This window comes from Streptomyces sp. NPDC055254 (assembly GCF_053606025.1).
This window is the reverse complement of the sequence record NZ_JBSGQV010000007.1, coordinates 191,484-217,670: the sequence shown is the minus strand read 5'-3', so window position 1 is coordinate 217,670 and position 26,187 is coordinate 191,484. Positions and strand designations below refer to the sequence as shown.

Annotated in this window: 17 protein-coding genes; 8 read left to right on the top strand and 9 right to left on the bottom strand. The window is 73.0% G+C overall.

The genetic code is table 11. The features are described from left to right. The first annotated feature begins 237 nt into the window (after positions 1–237). Both hpf and ACWFQ8_RS10845 read left to right on the top strand, forming a co-directional pair. Complete coding sequence (gene hpf / locus ACWFQ8_RS10850; RefSeq protein ID WP_453785843.1) at positions 238–933, top strand: ribosome hibernation-promoting factor, HPF/YfiA family; 696 nt, start codon at positions 238–240, stop codon at positions 931–933. 187 nt (positions 934–1,120) lie between these two features. Then, entirely contained in the window at positions 1,121–1,867 is a 747-nt protein-coding gene (locus tag ACWFQ8_RS10845) for a response regulator (RefSeq protein ID WP_453785842.1), read from the top strand. 90 nt (positions 1,868–1,957) lie between these two features. On the opposite strand, the gene ACWFQ8_RS10840 is transcribed toward ACWFQ8_RS10845, so the two are convergent. After that, a complete protein-coding gene (locus ACWFQ8_RS10840) occupies positions 1,958–3,160 on the bottom strand; it encodes a winged helix-turn-helix domain-containing protein (protein ID WP_453785865.1) in 1,203 nt (400 codons plus the stop codon). Positions 3,161–3,176: 16 nt separating this feature from the next. Beyond that, positions 3,177–3,758 carry a GNAT family N-acetyltransferase gene (locus tag ACWFQ8_RS10835; RefSeq protein ID WP_453785841.1) on the bottom strand — a complete coding sequence of 194 codons (582 nt, stop codon included), beginning with the start codon at positions 3,756–3,758 and terminating at the stop codon, positions 3,177–3,179. Positions 3,759–3,986: 228 nt separating this feature from the next. Between ACWFQ8_RS10835 and secA the strand changes: the two genes are divergently transcribed. Then, the gene (secA, locus tag ACWFQ8_RS10830) at positions 3,987–6,782 is read left to right on the top strand and encodes a preprotein translocase subunit SecA (RefSeq protein WP_453785840.1); all 2,796 of its coding nucleotides are present in this window, start codon (positions 3,987–3,989) and stop codon (positions 6,780–6,782) included. Between the two features lie 223 nt (positions 6,783–7,005). Here secA and ACWFQ8_RS10825 read toward each other — a convergent pair whose 3' ends face one another. After that, on the bottom strand, positions 7,006–7,452 hold the full coding sequence (locus ACWFQ8_RS10825; RefSeq protein ID WP_453785839.1) for an Rv3235 family protein: 447 nt from the start codon (positions 7,450–7,452) through the stop codon (positions 7,006–7,008). 317 nt (positions 7,453–7,769) lie between these two features. Between ACWFQ8_RS10825 and ACWFQ8_RS10820 the strand changes: the two genes are divergently transcribed. The 3 genes from ACWFQ8_RS10820 to ACWFQ8_RS10810 all read left to right on the top strand — a co-directional run bounded on the left by ACWFQ8_RS10820 (position 7,770) and on the right by ACWFQ8_RS10810 (position 14,310). Further along, positions 7,770–8,270, top strand: coding sequence for a DUF6912 family protein (locus ACWFQ8_RS10820; RefSeq protein WP_453785838.1), 501 nt, complete (start codon positions 7,770–7,772; stop codon positions 8,268–8,270). After that, positions 8,267–8,974, top strand: coding sequence for an HAD family hydrolase (locus ACWFQ8_RS10815; RefSeq protein WP_453785837.1), 708 nt, complete (start codon positions 8,267–8,269; stop codon positions 8,972–8,974). The genes ACWFQ8_RS10820 and ACWFQ8_RS10815 overlap by 4 nt, the downstream gene beginning before the upstream one ends. 353 nt (positions 8,975–9,327) lie before the next feature. Continuing rightward, the gene (locus ACWFQ8_RS10810) at positions 9,328–14,310 is read left to right on the top strand and encodes an NAD-glutamate dehydrogenase (protein ID WP_453785836.1); all 4,983 of its coding nucleotides are present in this window, start codon (positions 9,328–9,330) and stop codon (positions 14,308–14,310) included. A 55-nt stretch (positions 14,311–14,365) separates the two neighbouring features. Here the strand turns inward: ACWFQ8_RS10810 and ACWFQ8_RS10805 are convergent, their stop codons facing one another. Next, positions 14,366–15,148 carry an ABC transporter ATP-binding protein gene (locus ACWFQ8_RS10805; protein ID WP_453785835.1) on the bottom strand — a complete coding sequence of 261 codons (783 nt, stop codon included), beginning with the start codon at positions 15,146–15,148 and terminating at the stop codon, positions 14,366–14,368. Next, positions 15,141–16,064, bottom strand: coding sequence for an ABC transporter permease (locus tag ACWFQ8_RS10800; protein ID WP_453785834.1), 924 nt, complete (start codon positions 16,062–16,064; stop codon positions 15,141–15,143). The genes ACWFQ8_RS10805 and ACWFQ8_RS10800 overlap by 8 nt, the downstream gene beginning before the upstream one ends. A gap of 132 nt (positions 16,065–16,196) precedes the next feature. Between ACWFQ8_RS10800 and ACWFQ8_RS10795 the strand changes: the two genes are divergently transcribed. Beyond that, entirely contained in the window at positions 16,197–16,841 is a 645-nt protein-coding gene (locus ACWFQ8_RS10795) for a TetR/AcrR family transcriptional regulator (protein WP_453785833.1), read from the top strand. A gap of 103 nt (positions 16,842–16,944) precedes the next feature. On the opposite strand, the gene ACWFQ8_RS10790 is transcribed toward ACWFQ8_RS10795, so the two are convergent. From ACWFQ8_RS10790 to ACWFQ8_RS10775, 4 genes are all read right to left on the bottom strand, one after another. Then, positions 16,945–17,955, bottom strand: coding sequence for a carbohydrate ABC transporter permease (locus ACWFQ8_RS10790; RefSeq protein ID WP_453785832.1), 1,011 nt, complete (start codon positions 17,953–17,955; stop codon positions 16,945–16,947). Next, positions 17,952–19,340, bottom strand: coding sequence for a carbohydrate ABC transporter permease (locus ACWFQ8_RS10785; RefSeq protein ID WP_453785831.1), 1,389 nt, complete (start codon positions 19,338–19,340; stop codon positions 17,952–17,954). The genes ACWFQ8_RS10790 and ACWFQ8_RS10785 overlap by 4 nt, the downstream gene beginning before the upstream one ends. A 4-nt stretch (positions 19,341–19,344) precedes the next feature. Further along, entirely contained in the window at positions 19,345–20,703 is a 1,359-nt protein-coding gene (locus ACWFQ8_RS10780) for an ABC transporter substrate-binding protein (RefSeq protein WP_453785830.1), read from the bottom strand. Between the two features lie 130 nt (positions 20,704–20,833). Further along, positions 20,834–23,935: an FHA domain-containing protein gene (locus ACWFQ8_RS10775; protein WP_453785829.1), complete on the bottom strand. Its 3,102-nt coding sequence runs from the start codon at positions 23,933–23,935 to the stop codon at positions 20,834–20,836. Between the two features lie 434 nt (positions 23,936–24,369). On the opposite strand from ACWFQ8_RS10775, the gene ACWFQ8_RS10770 reads away from it, so the two are divergent. Further along, the gene (locus tag ACWFQ8_RS10770) at positions 24,370–26,163 is read left to right on the top strand and encodes a serine/threonine-protein kinase (protein WP_453785828.1); all 1,794 of its coding nucleotides are present in this window, start codon (positions 24,370–24,372) and stop codon (positions 26,161–26,163) included. Positions 26,164–26,187 lie beyond the last annotated feature (24 nt).

The following is a 26,187-nucleotide window of genomic DNA, read 5'->3' as shown; positions in this document are numbered from 1 at the left end:
ATGTTCGGTTGTGAGGAACTGGCGAGCCTTGGGCCCCACGCATCGGATCGCACGTTTCGGAAATCTTCGTGTCAGGAGGCTGTCTCTCGACTCCGAAGTCGGTGGGGTGCAGATCTTGCCGATGGGGGAGGAGGAGGTGAAAGTCGCCAAGTCCGAGTCTCCGGTGCTCACCGGAGTCTGGTGCGAAAGGGAGAAGCTTCGCCCGCGCGGCGGAGCTATCCGGGAACGGAGTTCTGCGTGGACATCGTCGTCAAGGGCCGCAAGACCGAGGTGCCCGAGCGGTTCCGCAAGCACGTGGCCGAGAAGCTGAATCCGGAGCGGATCCAGAGGCTCGACGCCAAGGTGATCAGCTTGGACGTCGAGGTGTCCAAGGAGCACAACCCGCGGCAGGCCGACCGTTCCGACCGCGTGGAGATCACCCTTCATTCACGTGGCCCGGTCATCCGGGCGGAGGCCGCCGCTGCCGACCCGTACGCGGCGCTGGACCTGGCTCAGGACAAGCTGGAGGCCCGGCTGCGCAAGCAGCACGACAAGCGCCACACCCGCCGCGGCACCGGACGGCTCTCGGCGGCCGAGGTCGCCGATGTCGTACCCGACGCCGCGCATCTGAACGGCAATGGAGAGCCGGTCGCCGAGGAGAAGGCGGACGCGATTCCGACCACCCGGATCGGATCGCTGGAAGTGCAGGGCGAAGGCCCGCTGATCGTCCGCGAGAAGACCCATTCGGCCGCACCCATGTCGCTCGACCAGGCCCTCTACGAGATGGAACTGGTCGGCCACGACTTCTATCTGTTCGTCGACTCCGACAGCAAGATGCCCAGCGTCGTCTACCGACGTCACGCTTACGACTACGGCATCATCCACCTGAATCCCGACGGTGCATCCAGCTCGGACGAGTCCGGGGCGGGCGCCGGCGGCGCGCTGGGCGGCTGATCACCCGTTCATTGCCCCCGCGGGACGTACGACGGGCCCGCGGGGGCGCCCGTATGACGCGTATGCGCCAGAGGGCCGCCGAGACCCCCCGCACCGTGCTGCGGGCATGGAATCATGGCGGGCAGTCAACCGGCGGAGGTGTCCGCGGCGTTGACCCAGCAGCTCGGCACATGCAGGGGGAGGAACGATGGCGGACAGCTTCGGGCCGGTGCGCGGTGACGACGGCGCGGGCTGTCGGGAGGCGGACCGGCCGGCCGAGGGGGACCCGGCCGGGGAACCCATCCGGGTACTGGTGGTCGACGACCACGCCCTCTTCCGGCGGGGGCTGGAGATCGTGCTCGCGCAGGAGGAGGACATCCAGGTCGTCGGTGAGGCGGGCGACGGCGCCGAGGCCGTGGACAAGGCCGCCGACCTGCTGCCGGACATCGTGCTGATGGACGTGCGGATGCCCCGGCGCGGCGGGATCGAGGCGTGCACGTCCATCAAGGAGGTGGCCCCCTCCGCGAAGATCATCATGCTGACGATCAGCGACGAGGAGGCGGACCTCTACGACGCGATCAAGGCGGGCGCGACCGGGTACCTCCTCAAGGAGATCTCCACGGACGAGGTGGCCACGGCGATCCGGGCGGTCGCGGACGGGCAGTCGCAGATCAGCCCGTCGATGGCGTCGAAGCTGCTCACCGAGTTCAAGTCGATGATCCAGCGTACGGACGAACGGCGGCTGGTGCCGGCGCCCCGGCTGACGGACCGCGAGCTGGAGGTCCTGAAACTGGTGGCCACCGGCATGAACAACCGGGACATCGCCAAGGAGTTGTTCATCTCCGAGAACACCGTGAAGAACCATGTCCGCAACATCCTGGAGAAGCTCCAGCTGCACTCCAGGATGGAGGCCGTGGTCTACGCGATGCGGGAGAAGATCCTCGAAATCCGCTGAGCGTCGGCATCCGCCGAGTCGGCGCCGGCGCGCGGATGCCGCGCGGCAGCACCACGGCCCCCGCCGCCGGTGCCCCCTGCGGGCGGCCCGCTACGGGCGCCGCGCGTGGAGCTCCGCCGTGACGGCCGCCGCCTCCGCGGCCGAGCCGGCGCGGTCGACCCGTACCTCCTCGCAACCCACCCAACCGGCCGCCTCCCACAGGGCGTCGGCCATCGCCCCGGCCGCCCCCGGGGTCTCCAGCGAGAGCTGGCGGGCCACCAGGACGCGTCCCTCGCGCCCCGGGTCGACCCGCCCCCGGAGACGGCCGCCGGCCAGCAGCGGCATCGCGAAGTACCCGTGTATCCGCTTCGGCTTGGGGACGTACGCCTCCAGGCGGTGGGTGAAGCCGAAGATCCGCTCCGTCCGCGGGCGGTCCCACACCAGGGAGTCGAACGGGGACAGCAGCGTCGTGCGGTGCCGGCCCCGGGGGGCCGTCGCGAGCGCCGCCGGATCCGCCCACGCGGCGCCCGCGCCGCCGCCGCGGCCCCAGCCCGCGACCTCGACCGGGACCAGCCCGGAGTCCGCGATCACCGAGTCGACCTGCTCGCCCTTGAGGCGGTGGTAGTCGGCGATGTCGGCGCGGGTGCCGACGCCCAGGGACCGTCCCGCCAGGGCCACGAGCCGGCGCACGCACTCGCGGTCGTCCAGGTCGTCGTGGAGCAGCTCGTCGGGGACGGCGCGCTCGGGCAGGTCGTAGACGCGCTTCCAGCCGCGGCGCCGGGCGCACACCACCTCGCCGGTGTCGAGCAGCCACTCGACGGCGATCTTCGTCTCGGACCACTCGAACCACTCGCCGCCGTTCTTGGCGCCGCCCAGTTCGGTGGAGGTCAGCGGGCCGTCGGCCCGCAGGCGGTCCAGGACCGCCCGCGTCGAGCGGTCCTTGTCCTCCAGGACGTGCCAGCGGTGGCCGCGCACCCGGTTGGCCCGTCGGCGGAAGGCGAAATGCGGCCATTCCTCGATGGGCAGGATGCAGGCCGCGTGCGACCAGTACTCGAAGGCGTGGCGGTCGGACCAGTACGCGGACTCCACGGCGTCGCGGCCGACCGCACCCAGGCGCGCGTACGGAATCAGCTCGTGCGAGCGGGCCAGCACCGAGATGGTGTCCAGCTGTACGGCGCCCAGGTGCCGCAGTACCCCGCGCACTCCGCCGCGGCGGTCGGGCGCGCCCAGCAGGCCCTGCGCCCGCAGAGCGATCCTGCGGGCCTCGTCGGCGGACAGGGAAAGGGTCGGCTGCGGCAGCACCGGCGCGGTCATGGTCATGATCCGCAGCCTAGGCGCCACCACTGACAGCCGGCAGGTACGGCAGTGCGCCGGGCAGTCCGAGGTCCGAGGGGAGCAGGGCGCCTATCCAGGCGTCGCGGGCGGTGCCGCTCTGGACCAGGGCCGCCCGCAGGGTGCCCTCGATACGGAAGCCGGCCTTCTCCGCGACGGCCCTGGAGCCCGCGTTGCCGACCTCGGCGCGCCATTCCAGGCGGGCGGCGGCCAGCGAGGTGAAGGCCCAACGGGCGACGGCGCCGACGGCCTCGGTCATGAAGCCGCGGCCCCGGTGCTCCTTGACCGCCCAGTACCCGACCTCGTAGCCGTGGTCGCCGCGCACGTGCACCCCGACGGCCGCGACCAGCGGACCGCCCGCGCCGAGGCGGACGGCGAAGCTGTACCCCGTGTCCTCGCGCCAGCCGTCCGGGACCACCTCGCACACGAAGCGGTGCGCGTCCGAGCGCTCGTACGGGGAGGGGACCATGGTCCAGCGCTGGACGTCGGGGTCCTGGCAGGCCGCGTACACCTCGTCCTCGTCGGCGGGGGCGAAGGGCCGCAGTTCCAGCCGTTCCGTGCTCAAAGTGGTGGGTCGCATGGTCGGATTCTGGTGCCGGGCGGCGGTCGGTGGCGACCGGATTTCGGGAACAGCGGCACCTTCGGGTCCCCCCGTACGTTCTCAATCCGGGCACCCGTGCCCTCGCGGCTACGGCGGACCTCCCGACGCGACCACGTCCTCGCTTACGATGGCCGTTGCGGTGGGGCCCACCTGCCGTGCCCGTGTACGTACAGTGCTCAGGCCCGACCGGCAAGGAGACAAACCTCGGTGTCCGTCTTCAACAAGCTCATGCGTGCAGGCGAAGGCAAGATCCTGCGCAAACTGCACCGCATCGCGGACCAGGTCAACTCCATCGAAGAGGACTTCGTCAACCTCTCCGACGCCGAGTTGCGGGCGCTCACGGACGAGTACAAGCAGCGCTTCCAGGACGGCGAGAGCCTGGACGACCTGCTGCCCGAGGCCTTCGCGACCGTACGCGAGGCCGCGAAGCGGGTCCTCGGCCAGCGGCACTACGACGTCCAGATGATGGGTGGCGCGGCGCTGCACCTGGGTTACGTGGCCGAGATGAAGACCGGTGAGGGCAAGACCCTCGTCGGCACGCTCCCCGCGTACCTGAACGCGCTGTCCGGCAAGGGCGTCCACCTGATCACGGTGAACGACTACCTCGCCGAACGCGACTCCGAGATGATGGGCCGGGTGCACAAGTTCCTCGGCCTGGAGGTCGGCTGCATCCTGGCGAACATGTCGCCGGCCCAGCGCCGCGAGCAGTACAACTGCGACATCACGTACGGCACGAACAACGAGTTCGGCTTCGACTACCTGCGCGACAACATGGCGTGGTCCCAGGACGAGCTCGTCCAGCGCGGCCACAACTTCGCCGTGGTCGACGAGGTCGACTCGATCCTCGTCGACGAGGCCCGCACCCCGCTGATCATCTCCGGCCCGGCCGACCAGGCCACCAAGTGGTACGGAGACTTCGCCAAGCTGGTCACCCGGCTGACCAAGGGCGAGGCCGGCCAGCCGCTCAAGGGCATCGAGGAGACCGGCGACTACGAGGTCGACGAGAAGAAGCGCACCGTCGCCATCCACGAGTCGGGTGTCGCGAAGGTCGAGGACTGGCTCGGCATCGAGAACCTCTACGAGTCGGTGAACACCCCGCTCGTCGGCTACCTGAACAACGCGATCAAGGCCAAGGAACTCTTCAAGAAGGACAAGGACTACGTCGTCATCGACGGCGAAGTCATGATCGTCGACGAGCACACCGGCCGTATCCTCGCCGGCCGCCGCTACAACGAGGGCATGCACCAGGCGATCGAGGCGAAGGAAGGGGTGGACATCAAGGACGAGAACCAGACCCTCGCCACGATCACCCTGCAGAACTTCTTCCGCCTGTACTCGAAGCTGTCGGGCATGACCGGTACGGCCATGACCGAGGCCGCCGAGTTCCACCAGATCTACAAGCTCGGTGTCGTCCCGATCCCGACCAACCGCGACATGGTCCGCAAGGACCAGCCGGACCTGATCTACCGGACCGAGGTCGCGAAGTTCGCCGCCGTCGTCGACGACATCGCGGAGAAGCACGAGAAGGGCCAGCCGATCCTCGTCGGTACGACGTCGGTCGAGAAGTCCGAGTACCTCTCCCAGCAGCTCTCCAAGCGCGGCATCCCGCACGAGGTGCTGAACGCCAAGCAGCACGACCGCGAGGCGACGATCGTCGCCCAGGCCGGCCGCCGGGGCGCCGTCACGGTCGCCACCAACATGGCCGGCCGCGGTACGGACATCAAGCTCGGCGGCAACCCGGACGACCTGGCCGAGGCCGAGCTGCGCCAGCGCGGGCTGGACCCGGAGGAGCACATCGAGGAGTGGGCGCACGCCCTGCCCGAGGCGCTCACCAGGGCCGAGGCGGCCGTCAAGGCGGAGTTCGAAGAGGTCAAGGACCTCGGCGGCCTGTACGTGCTGGGCACCGAGCGTCACGAGTCGCGCCGTATCGACAACCAGCTGCGCGGCCGCTCCGGCCGACAGGGCGACCCGGGCGAGTCCCGCTTCTACCTGTCGCTGGGTGACGACCTGATGCGTCTGTTCAAGGCGCAGATGGTCGAGCGCGTCATGGCCATGGCGAACGTGCCGGACGACGTGCCGATCGAGAACAAGATGGTGACGCGCGCGATCGCGTCCGCCCAGTCGCAGGTCGAGACCCAGAACTTCGAGACGCGCAAGAACGTCCTGAAGTACGACGAGGTCCTCAACAACCAGCGCGAGGTCATCTACCGCGAGCGCCGCCGCGTCCTGGAGGGCGAGGACCTCCAGGAGCAGGTGCGGCACATGATGGACGACACGATCGACGCGTACATCGCGGCCGAGACGGTCGAGGGCTTCGCCGAGGAGTGGGACCTGGACCGGCTGTGGGGCGCCTTCAAGCAGCTCTACCCGATCAAGGTCACCGTGGACGAGCTGGAGGAGGCCGCGGGCGACCGCGCGGGCATCACCGCCGAGTTCATCGCCGAGTCCGTCAAGGACGACATCCACGAGCAGTACGAGGCGCGCGAGAAGGCGCTGGGCTCGGACATCATGCGCGAGCTGGAGCGGCGCGTGGTGCTGTCGGTGCTGGACCGCAAGTGGCGTGAGCACCTGTACGAGATGGACTACCTGCAGGAGGGCATCGGCCTGCGGGCGATGGCCCAGAAGGACCCGCTGGTCGAGTACCAGCGCGAGGGCTTCGACATGTTCAACGCCATGCAGGACGGCATCAAGGAGGAGTCCGTCGGCTACCTGTTCAACCTGGAGGTCCAGGTCGAGCAGCAGGTCGAGGAGGTGCCGGTGCAGGACGCGCCGTCGCTGGCGAAGGAGCCGTCCGGGGCCCCGGCGCGTCCGGAGATCCGGGCGAAGGGGTTGGACGCTCCGCAGCGTCCGGACCGGCTGCACTTCTCGGCGCCGACGGTCGACGGTGAGGGCGGTGTCGTCGAGGGCGACTTCGAGAGCGACTCCGCCGGTGGGGACGGGCTGACGCGGGCCGAGCGGCGCAAGGCGCAGAAGGCTTCCGGCGGGCGTCGCCGCAAGAAGTAGCCCCTGCGGGGGCGGGCGTTCACGGCCGGGGCCGGGCACCGAGGGGTGTCCGGCCCCGGCCGTTCGCCTCCCGGCGGGGGTGGGGGTTTTGGTGCGGCGCTGTCGCGGGGGCGCTGCCCCCGGGTCCCCGTGCCTCAAGCGGCGGCGGGGCTGGGTGGTCGGGGGTTCGCCCCGGGCCGCCGCGCCCAGGCGTCGGCTGGGCCGGAGTGGCCCGGCGGGGTGGTCAGGGGAGGCGGCCCTGGATTTCGACGGCGGCGCAGCGCCAGCGGAGGTCAGGGCCCTGTTCCAGGCGGAAGGCCATCGCGGTCAGGCGGTCGCCGGTGGCGATGCGGGCGAAGGCCTCGATGACGCCAGGGCCCGGGGTGAAACGGCCGCACTGGCGGACGACCGGGCTGAGCCGGTCGCCGGACGGGTCGGCCGGGGCCAGGGTGACCAGTTGCTGGTACGCGGCGCCCACGGTGTGGCCCAGGAGCGAGTGGACCGGGCGGCGGCCGCTGACCACCGCCAGCAGCCGTTCCGCGAACCAGTGGTGCGGCCCGAGCCGCACCGCGCGCGGCGGGCCGCCCGGGCGGCGCGGATCGCGACGCCCGGCCGGCCGGGTGCGGCCCGGCCCCGTTGCCCGGCGGCGGCTCCCGTCGCCGCCGATCGTGCCGCGCGTCGTGGTGTCCATCGCGATGTGCCCCCGAACAGTCCGGGCCCGGAGCGGTACCGGGCGGTAACTTGATGGGGATCTTCTACGGTCCCCGCACACGCTCCGCAACCGCGCCCGGTGCCCGCTCCGGCCGGCGTCCCGGTTCACCTATCCGAGTGCCGCCCCCGCCGCCGGCGGCCCGCGGCGCCCGGTGACGGGGTACGCGGGTGGACGGGGTGCCGCCGCGCCCCGGCAGCCCGATGGGGGACGCGGGCCGTCACTCCGCCGTACCCCGTGATCCCGCCGGGCGGCAGTCGTATCCTGAGGGCGATTCCGACTACCGAAAGCGGCCGGCCATGCGCGTCTACGTCCCCCTGACCCTCCCCGGGCTCGCCGAGGCGCACGCGGCGGGTGAGCTGGGCCCCGCCCCGCTGCGTGCCTACGCGGTCACCCCCGGGCTCCGCGAGTGGTACGTGTCGGACGACATCGAGGAGCTGGAGTACGCGGCTCTCGGCCGTGCCGCGGCCGCCTCCCTGCGCCTGGTCGCGGCCGATCCGACGGCTCCCCGCCGCCGGGTCGTCGTCGCCGTGGACGTCGCCGACGGGGCCGCCACCGCGGCCCCCGGCGTCGAGGAGGCCTCCCTCGGCCAGGTGACCCTGGCCGACGCCGTACGGCTCACCGTGGCCGCCGCCGTGCACGTGGACGCGGACGACGCCGACGCGGACGTCGCGGCGGCCGCGAGCGCGCTCCCGGCCGCCGACGGCGGCGACGACGACGCCCGGTTCGTCGTCGACGGCGCCGAGGACCACGAACTGCTGTGGTTCGGGGTGCAGGAGATTCCGGGACTGCTCACGTGACGGACACGACCGGGGTGGCCACCCCCTCCGCACCCGCCGCCTCGTCCGCGCCGCACATCGTGTGGGACTGGAACGGCACGCTGCTGCACGACATCGACGCGGTCATCACCGCAACGAACGGCTCCTTCGCCGAGCTGGGGCTGCCGCCGATCACCCTGGCCACGTACCGTGACCTGTACGTCGTACCGGTGCCCAAGTTCTACGAACGCCTCATGGGCCGGGTGCCCACGGACGCCGAGTGGGCCGTCATGGACGAGGCCTTCCACCGCCACTACTGGGCCGCCGCCGAGAACGCCGGGCTCGCCGAAGGGGCCCGCGAGCTGCTGCGGGACTGGGAGCGCGACGGACTCACCCAGTCTCTGCTGTCCCTGGCGCCCCACGACAGGCTCGTGCCGCTGGTTCGGGCCCACGGGATCGACGGCCACTTCTTGCGTGTCGACGGGCGCACCGGCCCTTCGCACACCAGCAAGGCAGGACATCTCGTACGCCATTTGGCGGCCCTGGAGCAGACGGGCGTGACGGCCGCCCGTACGGTCCTGATCGGAGACGCCGTCGACGACGCCCTGGCCGCGGGACATGTGGGCGCGCGCGCCGTCCTCTACACGGGTGGTTCGCACAGCCGCAGCAGTCTGGAATCGGCCGGAGTGCCGGTCGTCGACACGCTGGCCGACGCGGTTCGCACTGCTCGCGAGCTGGCCGAATAGGTACTGGCACGAGGCGCGGGCCGCGTCACTGCGCACATCGTCAAACTTGTGCACCCACTTTTGTACAGATCCGGACCGTGACGGAGTGGGGGGCGGGCGGGATAGCCTTGTACCCGTGATCAGCGCGATAGCCATCGGGGGCGCCGAAGCCCCCGGCCTGCGCCCGGCGCACGACCGTGCCCGGGCCCTCGCTGATCCCCGCCACCGGGACCTGATGATCATGGCTGATTCCCTCCCGGTCGGCTCTCTCGACGACATAGCGTCGATCCCGAACGGACACCCCGCCTCGCGGTGCTATGTCATTCCTTCCTTCACCTACGTCACGCAATGGCGCGCGACAGGAGCCAGAGGACATGCAGACCAAGCTGGACGAAGCAAAGGCCGAGCTGCTCGCACGGGCGGCCCGCGTAGCTGAGAACAGCCCGGCCGGGGGGCTACTTCCGACTGGGTCCGAGCGCGGAGAGCGTCCTGACCCGGACGCCGTGCTCGGGTACCTCCAGCGCTACTACCTGCACACCGCACCCGAGGACCTTCTCGACCGGGACCCGGTCGACGTGTTCGGCGGGGCGCTCTCGCACTACCGCCTCGCGGAGAACCGCCCCCAGGGGACCGCGAGCGTCCGCGTGCACACCCCCACGGTGGAGGAGAACGGCTGGACCTCCAGCCACTCCGTGGTCGAGGTCGTCACCGACGACATGCCGTTCCTCGTGGACTCGGTGACCAACGAGCTGTCCCGGCAGGGCCGCGGCATCCACGTCGTGATCCACCCTCAGGTCGTCGTGCGCCGCGACGTCACCGGCAAGCTGATCGAGATCCTCGGCCCGGACTGCGACGCGCACGGCCCCCGTACCGCGCGCCCCCACGACTCCCTGGTGGAGTCTTGGATCCACGTCGAGATCGACCGCGAGACCGACCGCGCCGACCTCAAGCAGATCACCGTCGATCTGCTGCGCGTCCTGTCCGACGTCCGCGAGTCCGTCGAGGACTGGGAGAAGATGCGCGACGCCGCGCTGCGCATCGCCGAGGACCTGCCGACCGAGCCGTCCGCCCCCGATCTGCGTGAGTACGAGCTCGAAGAGGCCCGAGAGCTGCTGCGCTGGCTCGCGGACGACCACTTCACCTTCCTCGGCTACCGCGAGTACGACCTGGTCGACGGGGACGCGCTGGCCGCGGTGCCCGGCACCGGCCTCGGCATCCTGCGCTCCGACCCGCACCACAGCGGCAAGGACGACGGCCACCCGGTCTCGCCGTCCTTCAACCGGCTGCCGGCCGACGCCCGCGCCAAGGCCCGCGAGCACCGCCTGCTGGTGCTGACGAAGGCCAACAGCCGTTCCACCGTGCACCGCCCCTCCTACCTCGACTACGTGGGCGTGAAGAAGTTCGACGCCGACGGCAACGTCGTCGGCGAGCGCCGCTTCCTCGGCCTGTTCTCCTCCGCCGCGTACACCGAGTCCGTGCGCCGCGTCCCGGTCGTCCGCCGCAAGGTCGCCGAGGTCCTGGAGCGCGCCGGCTTCGCTCCGTCCAGCCACGACGGCCGCGACCTGCTGCAGATCCTGGAGACCTACCCGCGCGACGAGCTGTTCCAGACGCCCGTCGACCAGCTCCAGTCCATCGTCACCTCCGTGCTCTACCTCCAGGAACGCCGCCGGCTGCGGCTGTACCTGCGCCAGGACGAGTACGGCCGCTACTACTCGGCGCTCGTCTACCTGCCGCGCGACCGGTTCACCACCGGCGTCCGGCTGCGCCTGATGGACATCCTCAAGGAGGAGCTCGACGGCACCAGCGTCGACTTCACCGCCTGGAACACCGAGTCGATCCTCTCCCGCATCCACTTCGTCGTCCGGGTCCCGCAGGGCCAGGAACTGCCCGTCCTGACCGACGGGGACGTCGAGCGCATCGAGAGCCGCCTCGTCGAGGCCGCCCGCTCCTGGGCCGACGGCTTCGGAGAGGCCCTGGTCGCCGAGCTCGGCGAGGAGCGCGCCGCCGAGCTGCTGCGCCGCTACGGCACCTCCTTCCCCGAGGGCTACAAGGCCGACCACTCGCCGCGCGCGGCCGTGGCCGACCTCTGCCACCTGGAGCGGCTCTCCGCCAGCGACCGCGAGTTCGCGCTGTCGCTGTACGAGCCGGTCGGCGCGGGCCCCGGCGAACGCCGGTTCAAGATCTACCGCACCGGTGAGCAGGTCTCGCTCTCCGCGGTGCTGCCCGTCCTGCAGCGCCTGGGCGTCGAGGTCACCGACGAGCGCCCGTACGAGCTGCGCCGCGCGGACCGGGTCAGCGCCTGGATCTACGACTTCGGCCTGCGGATGCCCGTCCCCTCCGGCAGCGGCGACGCCTCGGCGGCGTCCCATTACCTCGGCGACGACGCCCGCGAGCGCTTCCAGGACGCCTTCGCCGCGGTCTGGCGGGGCGACGCGGAGAACGACAACTTCAACACCCTGGTGCTCGGCGCCGGGCTGACCTGGCGGCAGGCCGTCGTCCTGCGCGCGTACGCCAAGTACCTGCGACAGGCCGGCTCCACCTTCAGCCAGGACTACATGGAGGACACCCTCCGCAACAACGTCCACACCACCCGGCTGCTGATCTCGCTCTTCGAGGCCCGGATGTCGCCCGCCCGGCAGACCGCCGGCAGCGAGCTCGTCGACGCCATGCTGGAGGAGCTGGACGGTGCCCTGGACCAGGTCGCCTCGCTCGACGAGGACCGCATCCTGCGGGCCTTCCTCACTCTCATCAAGGCGACGCTGCGCACCAACTTCTTCCAGCTGAACTCGGCCGGGGAGCAGCACGCCTACGTGTCGATGAAGTTCGACCCGCAGGCCATCCCGGACCTGCCGGCGCCGCGCCCGGCCTTCGAGATCTGGGTGTACTCGCCGCGCGTCGAGGGCGTCCACCTGCGCTTCGGCAAGGTCGCCCGAGGCGGTCTGCGCTGGTCCGACCGGCGCGAGGACTTCCGTACGGAGATCCTCGGCCTGGTCAAGGCGCAGATGGTCAAGAACACCGTCATCGTGCCGGTCGGCGCCAAGGGCGGCTTCGTCGCCAAGAACCTCCCCGACCCGTCGGTGGACCGCGACGCCTGGCTCGCCGAGGGCATCGCCTCGTACAAGATCTTCATCTCGGCGCTGCTCGACATCACCGACAACCTGGTCGGCGGCGAGGTCGTGCCGCCGCGCGGCGTGGTCCGCCACGACGAGGACGACACCTACCTCGTCGTCGCCGCCGACAAGGGCACCGCGACCTTCTCCGACATCGCCAACGGGGTGGCGGAGGCCTACGGCTTCTGGCTGGGCGACGCCTTCGCCTCCGGCGGCTCGGCCGGCTACGACCACAAGGGCATGGGCATCACCGCCCGCGGCGCGTGGGAGTCCGTCAAGCGGCACTTCCGCGAGCTCGGCCACGACACCCAGAGCCAGGACTTCACCGTCGTCGGCGTGGGCGACATGTCCGGCGACGTCTTCGGCAACGGCATGCTGCTGTCCGAGCACATCCGCCTGGTGGCCGCATTCGACCACCGGCACATCTTCATCGACCCGGACCCGGACGCGGCCACCTCCTACGCCGAGCGCCGGCGCCTGTTCGAGCTGCCGCGCTCCTCGTGGGCCGACTACGACACCTCGCTGATCTCGGCGGGCGGCGGCGTCCACCCGCGCACCGCCAAGGCCGTCCCGGTCACCGCGCAGATGCGCGCGGCCCTCGGCATCGAGGCGGGCGTCACCAAGATGACCCCCGCCGAGCTGATGCAGTCGATCCTGCGGGCGCCGGTGGACCTGCTGTGGAACGGCGGCATCGGTACGTACGTCAAGGCGACGGCCGAGACGCACGCGGACGTCGGCGACAAGGCCAACGACGCCATCCGCGTCAACGGCTCCGACGTGCGGGCCAAGGTCATCGGCGAGGGCGGCAACCTGGGCCTGACCCAGCTGGGCCGGATCGAGTTCGCCCGCTCCGGTGCCGGCGGCGAGGGCGGCAGGATCAACACCGACGCCATCGACAACAGCGCCGGCGTGGACACCTCCGACCACGAGGTGAACATCAAGATCCTGCTCAACGCGCTCGTCACCGAGGGCGACATGACCGTCAAGCAGCGCAACAAGCTGCTCGCCCAGATGACCGACGAGGTCGGCAGCCTGGTGCTGCGCAACAACTACGCGCAGAACATCGCCCTGGCCAACGGCGCCGCGCAGGCCCCCAGCCTGCTCCACGCCCAGCAGCGCTTCATGCGCCGCCTGGAGAACGCGGGGCTGCTCAACCGGCAGCTGGAGTTCCTGCCCACCGACCGGCAGATCCGCGAACTCCTGAGCAACGGCAAGGGCCTCACCCAGCCGGAGCTGGCCGTCCTGTTCGCCTACACCAAGATCACGGTGGCGGACGAGCTCATCACGACCGGGCTGCCGGACGACCCGTACCTGCGCCGCCTGCTCTTCTCCTACTTCCCGGCCGTCCTGGGCGAGAAGTTCCCCGAGGCGGTCGACGGGCACGCGCTGCGCCGCGAGATCATCACCACGATCCTGGTCAACGACACCGTCAACACCGGTGGTTCGACCTTCCTGCACCGGCTGCGCGAGGAGACCGGGGCCTCCACGGAGGAGATCGTGCGGGCGCAGCTCGCGGCCCGCGAGATCTTCGGTCTCGGCGAGGTGTGGGACGCGGTCGAGGCGCTCGACAACGAGGCCGCCGCCGATGTCCAGACCCGGGTGCGGCTGCACTCGCGGCGCCTGGTCGAGCGCGGCACCCGCTGGCTGCTGAACAACCGGCCGCAGCCCCTCCAGATCACCGAGACCATCGAGTTCTTCGCGCAGCGGGTGGGTCAGGTCTGGGCCGAGGTGCCGAAGCTGGTGCGCGGCGCGGACCTGGAGTGGTACCGGTCGATCATGGACGAGCTGATCGGCGAGGGCGTGCCGGAGGAACTGGCGGCCAAGGTGGCCGGCTTCTCCTCCGCCTTCCCGACGCTGGACGTCGTCGCGATCGCGGACCGCACCGGAGTCGCCCCGCTGGACGTCGCCGAGGTGTACTACGACCTCGCCGACCGCCTGGACATCACCCAGCTGATGGACCGGATCATCGAGCTCCCGCGGTCCGACCGCTGGCAGTCCATGGCCCGCGCCTCCATCCGCGAGGACCTGTTCGCGGCGCACGCGGCGCTCACCGCCGACGTGCTGTCGGTGGGCAACGGCGACGCCACTCCCGAGGAGCGCTTCAAGCTCTGGGAGGAGAAGAACGCGGCGATCATCAGCCGGGCCCGGACGACCCTGGACGAGATCCAGGGCTCGGACGACTTCGACCTGGCGAACCTGTCGGTGGCGATGCGGACCATGCGCAGCCTGCTGCGCGCGCACAGCTAGCCCCTGCGGCGACGAAGGCCCCGGCCCCCGGAACGCGTTCCGGGGGCCGGGGCCTTCACCCGTCCCGGGGTACCCGGGCGAAGGCCTCGTACGCGGCGCAGACCTCCGCGGACGGGCCGTCCATGCGCAGCACGCCCGCCTCCAGCCAGATCGCGCGGTCGCAGGTCTCGCGGACCGTGTTGATGCCGTGGCTGACGAGGAAGACGGTGCCGGCCCGTTCGCGCAGTTCCTCGATCCGGGCCTGGCTGCGGCGCTGGAAGGCGGCGTCGCCGGTGGCCAGGGCCTCGTCGATCATCAGGACGTCGTGGTCCTCGGCGGCGGCGATGGAGAAGCGCAGCCGGGCACCCATGCCGGAGGAGTACGTACGCATGGGCAGGGAGATGAAGTCGCCGTTCTCGTTGATGCCGGAGAAGTCGACGATGTCCTGGTAGCGCTCGCGGATCCGCTGCTTGGGCATGCCCATCGCGAGGCCGCCGAGCACGACGTTGCGCTCACCGGTCAGGTCGTTCATCAGGGCGGCGTTGACACCCAGCAGGGAGGGCCGGCCGTGCGAGTAGATCCTGCCCCGGGCCAGCGGCTGGAGGCCTGCGATGGCGGCCAGCAGGGTGGACTTGCCGGAGCCGTTGGAGCCGATCAGGCCGATGGCCTCGCCCTTGAACGCGGTGAAGGTGACGCCCTTGACCGCGTGCACCTCGCGGACGTCGGGGGTCGGCCGGCGGGAGAAGAACCGGCCGAGGGCGGCGGTGGCGCCGCCCGTGCGGCCGCCGCCCCGCACCGTGTGGACGACGTGGACGCCGTCCGCGATCACGGTGGGGGTCCTGGTACCGATGTCAGCCACGTCCGTACTCCTCCTCGGCCTTCCAGAAGTAGATGAACCCGCCGACACCGGCGAGCAGCGCCCAGCCCAGCGCGACCCACCAGACGTGGTGCGGCAGCGAGCCGGCGGTGAAGCTGTCGATCAGGGAGAAGCGCATCAGATCGATGTAGACGGCCGCCGGGTTGAGCTTGAGGGCCAAGGAGACCCAGTGCGGCAGGTGGTCCGTCGTGAGCACGGCGTCGATGGACCACATGACGCCCGAGGAGTACATCCAGGTGCGCAGGACGAACGGCATCAGCTGGCTGACGTCCGGAGTCCTGCTGCCTATGCGGGCCATGACCAGGGCGCAGCCGGCGGCGAAGACGGCCATCAGGAGCAGGGTCGGCACGGCCAGCAGCCAGGCCGGGCCGGGGGTCTGGCCGAGGGCGATCAGCAGGACGACCAGGGCGCCCAGGGTGATGAGCAGCTGCTGGAAGAGCTGCACCACCGTGGAGAGCGGCAGGCTCGCGCGCGGGAAGTGCAGGGCGCGGACCAGGCCGCGGTTGCTGTGGACGGAGCGGGTGCCGGCGTTGACGGCGCTGCCGATGAAGTCCCAGACGAACACGCCGGTGATCAGGAACGGGACGTAGTCCGGTACGTGGTGGCCGGCGCGCATGACGACGCCGAAGACGAAGTAGTAGACGGCCGCGTTCAGCAGCGGGGTCGCCAGGTGCCAGACCTGACCGAGCCGCGCGGTGCTGTACTGCGCCTGCATCCGGGCGGTCGCGTACGCGGTGACGAAGTGGCGGCGGTCCCACAACCGCGCGAGGTAGCGGGGGAGGGTGGGGCGGGCGCCGCTCGGGGTCAGGCCGTGGGAGGCCGCGAGCTCCGCGAGGCGGGCGGAGGTCGCCGGGTGCGGGTCGATAGGTGCGGGAGAGGGTGCGGTCGCGGGGGTCACAAGGGTCGCTTTCGCCGGGGTCGGGGCGTCGCGGGCGATGGGACGGGTCCGTATCGTCGCTACGGGGAGGCTAGAGCTCCGAGCGTCGGAACGCAACCGTATCGTCGTCACGGGCGCGGCTATGCTCTGTGCATGACCAAGGACCCTGCCGCCTCACCCGCCGCCGCCGCTGCCTCCGCGCCCGCCGCCGCTCGACGGGCCCCGGCCGGGGCCGCCGTGCTGCGCGAGGACGTGACCGAGGCGATCCGCGCCGCGGTGCTGGCGGAACTGGCCGCCGTCGGGTTCTCCCGGATGTCCATCGAGGGCGTCGCGCGCCGGGCCGGGGTCGGCAAGACGGCCGTGTACCGGCGCTGGAAGTCGAAGCTGCACCTGGTGCTGGACCTGGTGGGGGCCTTCGCGGTGGACGGCCTGCCGGTGCCGGCGACGGGGTCGCTGTACGGGGACGTACGGGCCCTGCTGGAGGTCATCTCGCACGTGCTGCGGCACCCGGTGGCGTCGGCGGTGATCCCCGACCTGCTGGTCGAGGCCGCGCGGAACCCGGAGATCGCGGACGCGGTGCGAGGGGCGCTGCTGGACGGGCAGCGGCGGTTGGCGGAGGGCATCGTCGGCGAGGCCGTCGCGCGGGGGGAGTTGGCGGAGGGGGTGTCGCCCGAGCGGGCGCTGGATCTGGCGATCGGGCCGCTGTACTGGCGGCAGATCGTCGTGCGGGATGCCGTCCCGGAGGGATACCTGGACGCGTTGGCGCGGTCGGTCGTGGCGGGGCTGCGGACGGTCTGAGCCTGCGGCCCGGCCACCCCGGGGCTCCGCCCCGGACCCCGTGCCTCACACGCCGGCGGGGCTTGATCGGGGGCAGGGGCGGCGGTCCTCCAGGGGGATCAGGTCACTTGATCGCGCCGGCCGTCACCCCCGAGACGAACTGCCGCTGGAAGGCGAAGAAGACGACGAGCGGCACCACCATCGACAGGAACGCGCCGGGCGCCAGGACGTCGACGTTGTTCCCGAACTGCCGTACCTGCTGCTGGAGGGCGACCGTGATCGGAGGGTTCGTCGAGTCCGCGAAGACCAGGGCGACCAGCATGTCGTTCCACACCCACAGGAACTGGAAGATGCCGAGCGAGGCGATCGCCGGACCGCCCAGCGGCAGCACCACCCGCGCGAACAGGCGCAGCTCGCCGGCCCCGTCTAGGCGGGCCGCCTCCAGCAGCTCGCGCGGGATCTCCGCGAAGAAGTTGCGCAGCAGGAACACGGCGAAGGGCAGCCCGAAGGCGGTGTGGAACAGCACCACCCCGGCGGTGGTCTCGAACAGTCCGACCGCGCCGAAGAGTTCGGAGACGGGGATCAGCGCCACCTGTACGGGGACCACGAGCAGGCCGACGACCACCAGGAAGAGGACATCGCGGCCGGGGAACTCCAGCCAGGCGAAGGCGTATCCGGCCAACGAGCCGAGGACGAGGACGAGCAGGGTCGCCGGGACCGCGATCGCGACCGTGTTCAGCAGGGAGCCGGTGATCGCGTCGTCGGCCAGCAGCCGCTCGTAGTTCTCCGCCGTCAGGCGGGCGGGCGCGGTGAACACCTGCCACCAGCCGCCCCGGTTGAGGTCGGTGGGGGAGAGGAAGGAGGAGATGAGCAGGCCCAGGGTCGGCAGCAGCCAGAAGAGCGCCGCTCCGGCCAGGAAGACGCGCAGGACCCCGCCCGCGAGGCGTCCGGCGGCGCGCTCGGCGAACGAGCGCCGTGCGGCCGGCTTCCCGGCGACCGTCCCGGCGATCTTCCCGGCGCCTGTCCCCGAGCCCGTCCCGGCGATCTCTCCGGCGGGCCTGCCGGGGGCCTTTCCGGCAGCCGTCCCTGCGTCACTCCCGCCGGCACTCGTGGCGGGTTTCGGGGAACCGCTCATCGGGACCGCTCCTTCCGCAGCCGGCGGATGTTCACCAGCATCACCGGGACCACCAGCACCAGCAGCAGCACCGCGATGGCGCTGCCCAGACCCGGATCGGCGTCCGTGCCGAAAGAAGTCCGGTACAGCTGGAGCGCGAGGACGTTCGCGTCGTCCTGCACCGCCCCCGGCGCGATCACGAAGACCAGGTCGAAGACCTTCATGACGTTGATGACGAGGGTGACCAGGACGACCACCAGGACGGGCGCCAGCAGCGGCACCGTCACCCGCCGGAACACCTGCCACTCGCTCGCCCCGTCCACCCGCGCCGCCTCCAGCAGCTCGCGCGGCACGGAGGCCAGCCCCGCCCCGATCAGCACCATCGCGAAACCGGCCCACATCCATACGTACGACCCGATGACCGCCGGGGTCACCAGCGCCGGGCCCAGCCACTGGACGCCCCCGTACGCCTCCCGGAAGTTCGACGCGGGCAGCCGCAGCCGGGCCCCGTCGGCCTTCGCGGACAGCGTGAAGGTGCCGTCGGGGCGCGCGGTCGCCGCGTCCACCACCCGCCCGTCCTTGACCGCCTCGATCCGCATCCCGGCGAAGCCCTGCTCGGTGGCGTCGACCGTGTTCGTACGGCCGCCCCCGCCCCGGGTGAAGTCCTGCCAGGCCGTCCCGGTGACCTTGCCCGGTTCGGGCCCCGGCGCCGCCGCGGTCCGGGTCCCCGAGGGCAGCGACTCCGGGGCCACCCCGACCAGCGGCAGCAGGGCCGGGGTGCCCGCGCGGACGGGGTCGCGGGTGACGAACCCGCCGCCGCCGGACGGCTCCAGCGGGGAGTCGCGGCCGGGGCGCGCCTTGGGGAAGGCCGAGGACTGGGCGAAGGTGTCGTGCACCCCGACCCAGACCGCGTTGGCCACGCCCCGGTCGGGGTCGTGGTCGTAGACGAGCCGGAAGATGATGCCGGCCGCCAGCATCGAGATGGCCATCGGCATGAAGACGAGAAGCTTGAACGCCGTCCCCCAGCGCACCCGTTCGGTGAGCACCGCGAAGATCAGGCCGAGCACGGTGGCCGCCGCCGGGGCCAGCACCACCCACAGCGCCGTGTTGCGCAGGGCGGTGCGGATCGTGTCGTCCGAGAGGATCTGCCGGTAGTTGGCGGCGCCGACGAAGGCGTCGCCGGAGCGGTCGAAGAGGCTGCGGTAGAGGGAGTAGCCGATCGGCTGCACGACGAGCGCGCCGAGCAGGACGAGGGCCGGGAGGAGGAACGCCGCCGCGACCAGGCGGCGGCGCCGGGCCTCCGGGGAGCGGGTCGCCGGGGCCGGAGCGGGACGGGACGCGGTGCCCGCCGCCCGCCCCGGCGCGGGGGCGGGTGCGGGGACGGAGTCCGGTGCGGGGGCCGGCACGGGATCAGTTCCCGTAGGCCCGGGCCGCGTCCGCCTCCAGTTTCGCCTGGGCGCCCGCCACGTCCGACGGGTTCGCCAGGAAGTCCTGGAGCGCCTTCCACTCGCCCGCGCCCGGGGTCCCGCCGAAGGCGGCCGGGGCCTGGTCCGACATGTCGAAGCGGACGTCGTCGCCCGCCGCGATCAGCGCCTTCGCGATGTCCCGCTGGATGTCGTTCGGATAGGCGGACGGGCTGACCGCCTTGTTGGGCGAGAGGAAGCCGCCCGCGCGGGCGTGGATCTCCGCCGCGTCCGGCGAGGCGAGGAAGGTCAGCAGAGCCTGGGCGCCCTTCGAGGGCTTCAACGCGACCGCCACGTCACCGCCCGAGACCACCGGCGCCTTGGCGCCGACCGCCGGGAAGGGGAAGACCAGCGCGTCCTCGCCCACCTTCGCCTCGGTCTGCGCGATGTTCACCGCGACGAAGTCCCCTTCGAAGACCATCGCGGCCGCCGGCCGGTCCCCGCCGGTGAACGTCTGCGTCACCGACTTGGGGAACTCCGTGGACAGGGCCCCGCTCGCCCCGCCGGCCAGGAAGTCGCCCCGCCCGAAGAGCTCGCCCAGGGTGGTCAGCGCCTGCTTGACGCTGTCGTCCGTCCACTTGATCTCGTGCCGGGCCAGTTGGTCGTACTTCTGCGGGCCCGCCTGGGACAGGTAGACGTTCTCGAACCAGTCCGTCAGGGTCCAGCCGTCCGCGCCGGCCACCGAGACCGCGGGGGTGCCGGAGGCGGAGAGGGTGTCGGCCGCGGTCAGCAGCTCCTTCCAGGTCGTCGGGGGTTTGACGCCCGCCGCCTCGAAGGCCTTCGCGTTGTACCAGATCAGCGACTTGTTGGCGGCCTTGTAGTAGACGCCGTACTGGGTGCCCTCGACGGCGCCGAGGGACTTCCAGCCCGCCGAGTAGTTCGCGTCGAGCTGGGCCATGGCCTCCGGGCCCACCGGCTGCACCCACTTGTTGCGCACCGCCGAGACCAGCGCCCCGACCTGCGGGAGCAGGGCCACGTCCGGCGGCTGCCCGCCGGCGATCTTCGTACCGAGGAAGGTGACGATCGGGTCCTGGGCCGGGACGAAGGCGACGGTGGCCCCGGTCCGCTTCTCGAACTCCTTGAGGACCTTGGTGAAGTTCTCCTGCTCCGGGCCCGTCCAGACGGCCGCGACCTCCAGCTTCTCCCCGGTCAGCTTCGGTAACTGCACCCGGGGCGCCGCCTGGGAGCCGCCGCCGGGCGGGTCCGGCTCCGACGCGCCGCCGCCGCACGCGGTGAGCGCGAGTGCGCCCGCCGCCGCCAGCGCCGTCCAGGTGAGTGTCGTACGGCTCGTTCCGTGCTCGCGCATGCCTCTGCCCCCGATGCCCGGTGCGTGGTGCCCGGTGTCGTCCGGTGTGTGCCCTGGACCACAGGTCTACGCCGACCCGCGCGCCCCCGCAATACCGCCTCAAGCCGCGGGGTCGGCCGTTCGGGGCTGCTCAGGGGGCCGGCGGGAACAGTACGGGTGTCGCCGAGACCAAGCGCGAGGCCCGCTCCAGCGCGCTGGCGAGCAGTGCCAGGTCGGTCGGCCCGTTGCCCAGCTCGCGCACGGGCCGGCGGGTCGGCGGATCGCCCATCCGCTCCCACTCCACCGGGACCACCGTCGGCCGCAGCGTGGCCGTCCGGGGGATCCGGCCGGTGACCCGGCCGCCCTGGAACGGCACGGTCCGCCCGTCCGCGTACCGGAGCAGGCCCCGGCCCGGTCCCGGCTGGTCGGGGGCGTCCAACTCCACGCGCAGGGTCGCCAGCCGGGCCGGCCCCGTCTGCGCCGTGCGGTCGGGGCGGGCGGTGGTGGCCACCAGGTGCACGCCCAGCCGGGCGCCGTCGCGGGCCACCGCCTCCAGGGCCCGCACCACCGAACCGGCCGCGGGGCGGCCGGTACTGCCGAGCCCGGGGGCGACCAGTGCGTCCAGGTCGTCGACCAGCACCACCAGGCGCGGCAGCGGACTCGGCCCGGCCTGATCGGCGCGCAGGGCCGAGGCGCGCAGTCGGAGCGTGCCCGAACGCGGGGACTCCACGTCGCCGAGCAGCTCGCCGGGGGTGGGCCGGCGGGGCGCGACCATCCGGTCGCGGACCTCGCGGCGGGCGTGCCAGTCGGCGAAGGACGTCCCGTCCAACAGCTCGGCGCGGCGCTTGAGTTCCGCGCCGAGCGACTGGGCGAACTCGCGCATGCGCAGCGGGTCGGAGGCCACGAGGTGCGCCGAGACGTGCGGGAGCTCGGTACAGGGCCGCAGCCCGTCGCCGCGCTCGCCGCCGGCCCCGTCGAGCAGGACCAGCCCGAGCCGGTCCGGCCGGGCGGCCGCGGACAGCGAGGCCGCCACGGACCGCAGCAGCTCGGTCCGGCCGCTTCCGGCGGGCCCCTCGACGATCAGGTGCGGGCCGTCGTGGACCAGTTCGGCGCCGACGGGTCCGCGCCGGCCGCTGCCCAGCACGATCTCGGCGAGGCCGCCCGAGTCCCGGCCCTGGTCGGTGGCGGCGGCCCACCGGGCCATCAGGGAGGCCGGAGTGGCCCGCGCCAGCCCCAGCTCGTCCAGCAGCCGGGCGGTGGCGGGCAATGCGGCGGCGGCCGGGCGGTACGGCTCGGCGGAGCCGCCGCCGTCGGCGCGCAGCGGCGCCAGGGCCCGCGCGAAGCGCTCGGCCCAGGCGGCGGAGACGGCGTCCGCGGTGGCGGTGCCCCCGGACGGCACCGGCCGGCCGGCGCTGATCGCGAAGGTCCGTACGGCGGTGGCCACGTCCCCGCTGAGGAGGGCGACGGCCCCGCAGTCCCGGAAGGCCGGCGCGCTCGCGCAGGCGCTCTCGTACGTCTCGGCGACGGGGGAGGCGGGCGTGGCGGCCGGGGCCTCGGCGAGGACGAGTACGTGGATCCCGGCGGCCGGGCCGTGCGAGGCCAAGCGGCCGGTGATGTCGCGCAGGGGGCCCGCGCCGGGGTCGCCGTCGAGCACGAGGAGCGTGTACGGGCCCTCGTACCCGGCCGCGGCCCGGCGCACCTGCTCGGGATCGGCGGCAGCCCAGTGCGTGCCGAGCGGGGTGTCGTCGAGGCGCCGGGTGAGCTCGCCGGTGCGCGCGGCGGCCTGGTCGCGGTCGTAGGCCAGCAGCAGCCGGCAGTCCTGGCCGTGCGCGGGGCGCACGTGGGGCAGCCAGCCGAGCCAGCCCCAGTCGCGGCGGCGGTCGGCGAGGCCGCGGGCGCGGTCGGCGGCGATCAGCACGATCTCCAGCTGGGCGGGTGCGTGCAGTCCCGCGAGCTGGGCGACCAGGTTGCGGGCGACTCCGGCCAGCCGGGCGCGGGGGCCCGCGACGCCGAGTGCCCCGACGGCGCGCAGCGCCACGCGGCTGCCGGCGCCCAGTCCGACCTCCAGGGCCGCGGGGTGTCCGGGGGTACGGGACCACAGCCGCTCGGTGGGCCCCAGCGCGGCCAGCAGCAGCGCGGCCGGGTCGTCGGCGTCGGGCGCGGCCGGGGCGGCGGGCGGTGCGGGCTCGGCCGGGGTCTGCGCGTCCTCTTCCCCGCGCACCCACTTGCGGGCCCAGGCCCCTATGCCCTTGCGGCGGCCCGCCGAACGCCCGCCGTCCTCGGCCGGTCCGCCCGCGGCGAGGGGCCCGCCGTCCGGTCCGCCCGCGGCGAGGGGTCCGCCGCCTCCGGCCGGTCCGCCCGGGGCGGGGGGCGCCGCGTGGGCCGCGTACGGTCCGCCGTCCCGGCCGCGTCCGTCGGGCCCGCCCGGGGCGGATCCCGGCGTGCCGGTCCCGTACGGCTCCCCGGTTCCTCCGGGACGGGACGCGCCACGGCCGCCCTCGGCGGGGGACGCGGACGGACCCTCGGCGGGGCGGGGGGACGGCATCCCGGTCAGGGGTTCACCCGTACCGGCGGAGTCCGGGGCGGCGGCACGGCCGGGAGCGGCGGTGAGCGCGAGGTGGCCCTCCAGGTCCGGGGTCACCGGACGGGGCGGGGCCGCGGTCGTCGCCGGGGCCAGGCGGAGCGTGGACTCGCCGACCCGCAGCAGCGCGCCCGGCGGCAGGGCCACCGGCTGCGGACCCACCGGGGCGCCGTCCAGGGTGGTGCCGTTCGTCGAGCCGAGGTCGGCGACCGCCACCCGGCCGTCCGGCATCACCGTGACCGTGCAGTGCAGCCGCGACACGTCGGGATCGTCCAGCGGGACGTCCGCGTCGGCGGAGCGCCCCACGGCGATCCGGCCGCTGTGCAGCAGGTGCACCCCGCCCGCGTCGGGCCCGGCCACCACGTGCAGCTGCGGCGCGCCGAGGCTCTCCTCCGGCAGGCCGTCGGGCACCGGCGCGTTCAGCGCCAGTACCGCACCGTCCACCAGCGGCGGCTCGCCGAGCACCCGCCGCTGGAGGTCCAGCCGCTCGGCGCCCGCGTACAGCACGACCGTGCCGCCCGTGTCGGGGCCGCCGACGGTCGCCGCGAGCCCGGAGGCCACCGCGGCCAGCGCGGTGCCGGCGGGCGCGGTGACGAGCACGTCACAACGGGCGGGGGCGGTCGCGGTCTGATGGCCGCTGCGCGACCCGAGGACGGTCAGCCGGATCTGCATCGCCGTCAGCGGTCCCTTCTGCGCGGTGCGCGGTGCGGGCGCCCGGCGGGGACCGCGGGCATGGCTGCCCGACCCGCCCCCACCCGGCACGGACGCGTCGTCCGGTCAGGTCTGCCGGAAGGCGGGGCTCCCGTCCCGTGCCGTTCCGTACGGGTGCATCCTCGCACCTGTCGCGCACAACACGCCCGGCACCCGTCGACAATTGATCTTGATCCGCTCCGTGTCGCCGCCGAGCCGGCGCCGGTGCGGACCCGGGCCGGGCGGGTGACCGGCGGAGCGGGGGAAAATCGCCTCCGGCATACCCAGGGAAAATCACCCTGCGTACATACGTACGGCAACCAACCTCAGGTGCTCGGCGTCTACCCCGGGGACACCCCCTAGAGTGGGCCGGAAAACGTATCGACGAAACAGACGACAGCAGGGGAGCGCGAGACGTGCGGCCAGTCGGCAGCAAGTACCTGCTCGAAGAGCCGCTCGGGCGCGGCGCGACGGGCACCGTCTGGCGCGCCCACCAGCGGGAGACCGCCGGCGCGGAGGCGGCCGTCGCCGGGCGTCCCGGCGAGACCGTGGCCATCAAGGTCCTCAAGGAGGAGCTGGCCCACGACCCGGACATCGTCATGCGCTTCCTGCGCGAGCGCGCGGTGCTGCTGCGCCTCACGCACCCCAACATCGTGCGCACCCGCGACCTCGTGGTCGAGGGCGACCTGCTCGCCCTGGTCATGGACCTCGTCGACGGCCCGGACCTGCACAAGTACCTCCGCCAGAACGGGCCGTTCAGCCCCGTCGCCGCGAGCCTGCTGACCGCCCAGATCGCGGACGCGCTCGCCGCCAGCCACGCCGACGGCGTGGTCCACCGGGACCTGAAACCCGCCAACGTGCTGCTCGACGAGAGCGGCGGCCAGATGCGGCCGATGCTCACCGACTTCGGCATCGCCCGCCTCGCGGACTCCCCGGGCCTGACCCGCACCCACGAGTTCGTGGGCACCCCGGCCTACGTCGCCCCCGAGTCCGCCGAGGGGCGCCCGCAGACCTCCGCCGTCGACATCTACGGCGCCGGCATCCTGCTCTACGAGCTGCTCACCGGCCGCCCGCCGTTCGCCGGGGGCACCGCGCTCGAAGTGCTCCACCGGCACCTCAGCGAGGACCCGCAGCGGCCCTCCACCGTGCCCGAACCGCTGTGGACGGTCGTCGAGCGCTGCCTGCGCAAGGAGCCGAACGAGCGCCCCAGCGCCGAGAACCTGGCGCGCGCCCTGCGCGTGGTCGCCTCCGGCATCGGGGTGCACTCCTCTGCCGCCGAGGTGGAGGCCGCGCTCGGCGTCGGCGCGCTGCTCGCGCCCGACCCCTCGCCGGCCCCGGTCCCCGAGACCCCCGGCACCGCCGACCTCACCCAGGTGCTGCCCGGCGCCGGGCCGCAGGCCGGTGCCTACGACCCCAACGCCATGACCAGCGTCATGCCGCCGGTCGGCGCGGCCGACGCCACCTCCGTGCTGCCCGCCGCGGGTGCTCCCGGCGCGGCGGCGGCGGACGCCACGTCCGTCATGCCGCCCGTGGACCGCCCGGACCAGCCGCACCCGTGGCAGTCCCAGATGGCGGCCGCCCGCGACCGCAACGAGCAGACCCAGGTGCAGTACCTCGACCCGAGCGAGGACCCCCTGCGCCGCCGCCCGCAGCGCCAGGCGCCCCCGCCGCCGCAGCAGCGGCCCCAGCAGTACGGGCAGCAGCCGCCCCAGCAGCCGCAGCAGCAGCCGTACGGCCGGCAGGGCCACGGCCAGGGCCGGCCGCCGCAGTACCAGCGACCGCCCCAGCAGCCGCCGCAGTACCAGCAGCCGCCCCAGCAGCAGTACGCGCCCGGTCCGCCGCAGCACTATCAGCCGCAGCAGCACCAGCCCCAGCCGTACCAGCAGCCGCAGCAACCCCAGTACCGCCAGCCTCAGCAGCAGCCGCCCCAGCAGCAGCCGCCGCAGGCCCCGCCGCCGCAGCAGGCCCCGCGCGAGCCCCGCCGCCGCAGCGCCAACCCGGTGCGGATCCCCGGGCTGGGCTGCCTCAAGGGCTGCGTGGTCCTGATCCTGCTGTTCTTCGTGGCGGGCTGGCTGGTCTGGGAGATGACCCCCCTCCAGGAGTGGATCGGTACCGGCCGCGGCTGGTGGGACCAGGTGTGGACGTGGGGCTCCGACATCGCCACTTGGCTCGGCGACCTCGGCGGGACCACGGGCGGCGGCACGCCCTGAGCGGGGCCCCGCGGTGCCGACTTC

Excerpts from the sequence above, each read along its gene's own strand:
- ACWFQ8_RS10845 (WP_453785842.1), top strand. The coding sequence starts at position 1,121 with ATGGCGGACAGCTTCGGGCCGGTGCGCGGTGACGACGGCGCGGGCTGT.
- ACWFQ8_RS10840 (WP_453785865.1), bottom strand. The coding sequence starts at position 3,160 with ATGACCGCGCCGGTGCTGCCGCAGCCGACCCTTTCCCTGTCCGCCGAC.
- ACWFQ8_RS10835 (WP_453785841.1), bottom strand. The coding sequence starts at position 3,758 with ATGCGACCCACCACTTTGAGCACGGAACGGCTGGAACTGCGGCCCTTC.
- ACWFQ8_RS10825 (WP_453785839.1), bottom strand. The coding sequence starts at position 7,452 with ATGGACACCACGACGCGCGGCACGATCGGCGGCGACGGGAGCCGCCGC.
- ACWFQ8_RS10820 (WP_453785838.1), top strand. The coding sequence starts at position 7,770 with ATGCGCGTCTACGTCCCCCTGACCCTCCCCGGGCTCGCCGAGGCGCAC.
- ACWFQ8_RS10810 (WP_453785836.1), top strand. The coding sequence starts at position 9,328 with ATGCAGACCAAGCTGGACGAAGCAAAGGCCGAGCTGCTCGCACGGGCG.
- ACWFQ8_RS10795 (WP_453785833.1), top strand. The coding sequence starts at position 16,197 with ATGACCAAGGACCCTGCCGCCTCACCCGCCGCCGCCGCTGCCTCCGCG.
- ACWFQ8_RS10790 (WP_453785832.1), bottom strand. The coding sequence starts at position 17,955 with ATGAGCGGTTCCCCGAAACCCGCCACGAGTGCCGGCGGGAGTGACGCA.
- ACWFQ8_RS10780 (WP_453785830.1), bottom strand. The coding sequence starts at position 20,703 with ATGCGCGAGCACGGAACGAGCCGTACGACACTCACCTGGACGGCGCTG.
- ACWFQ8_RS10775 (WP_453785829.1), bottom strand. The coding sequence starts at position 23,935 with ATGCAGATCCGGCTGACCGTCCTCGGGTCGCGCAGCGGCCATCAGACC.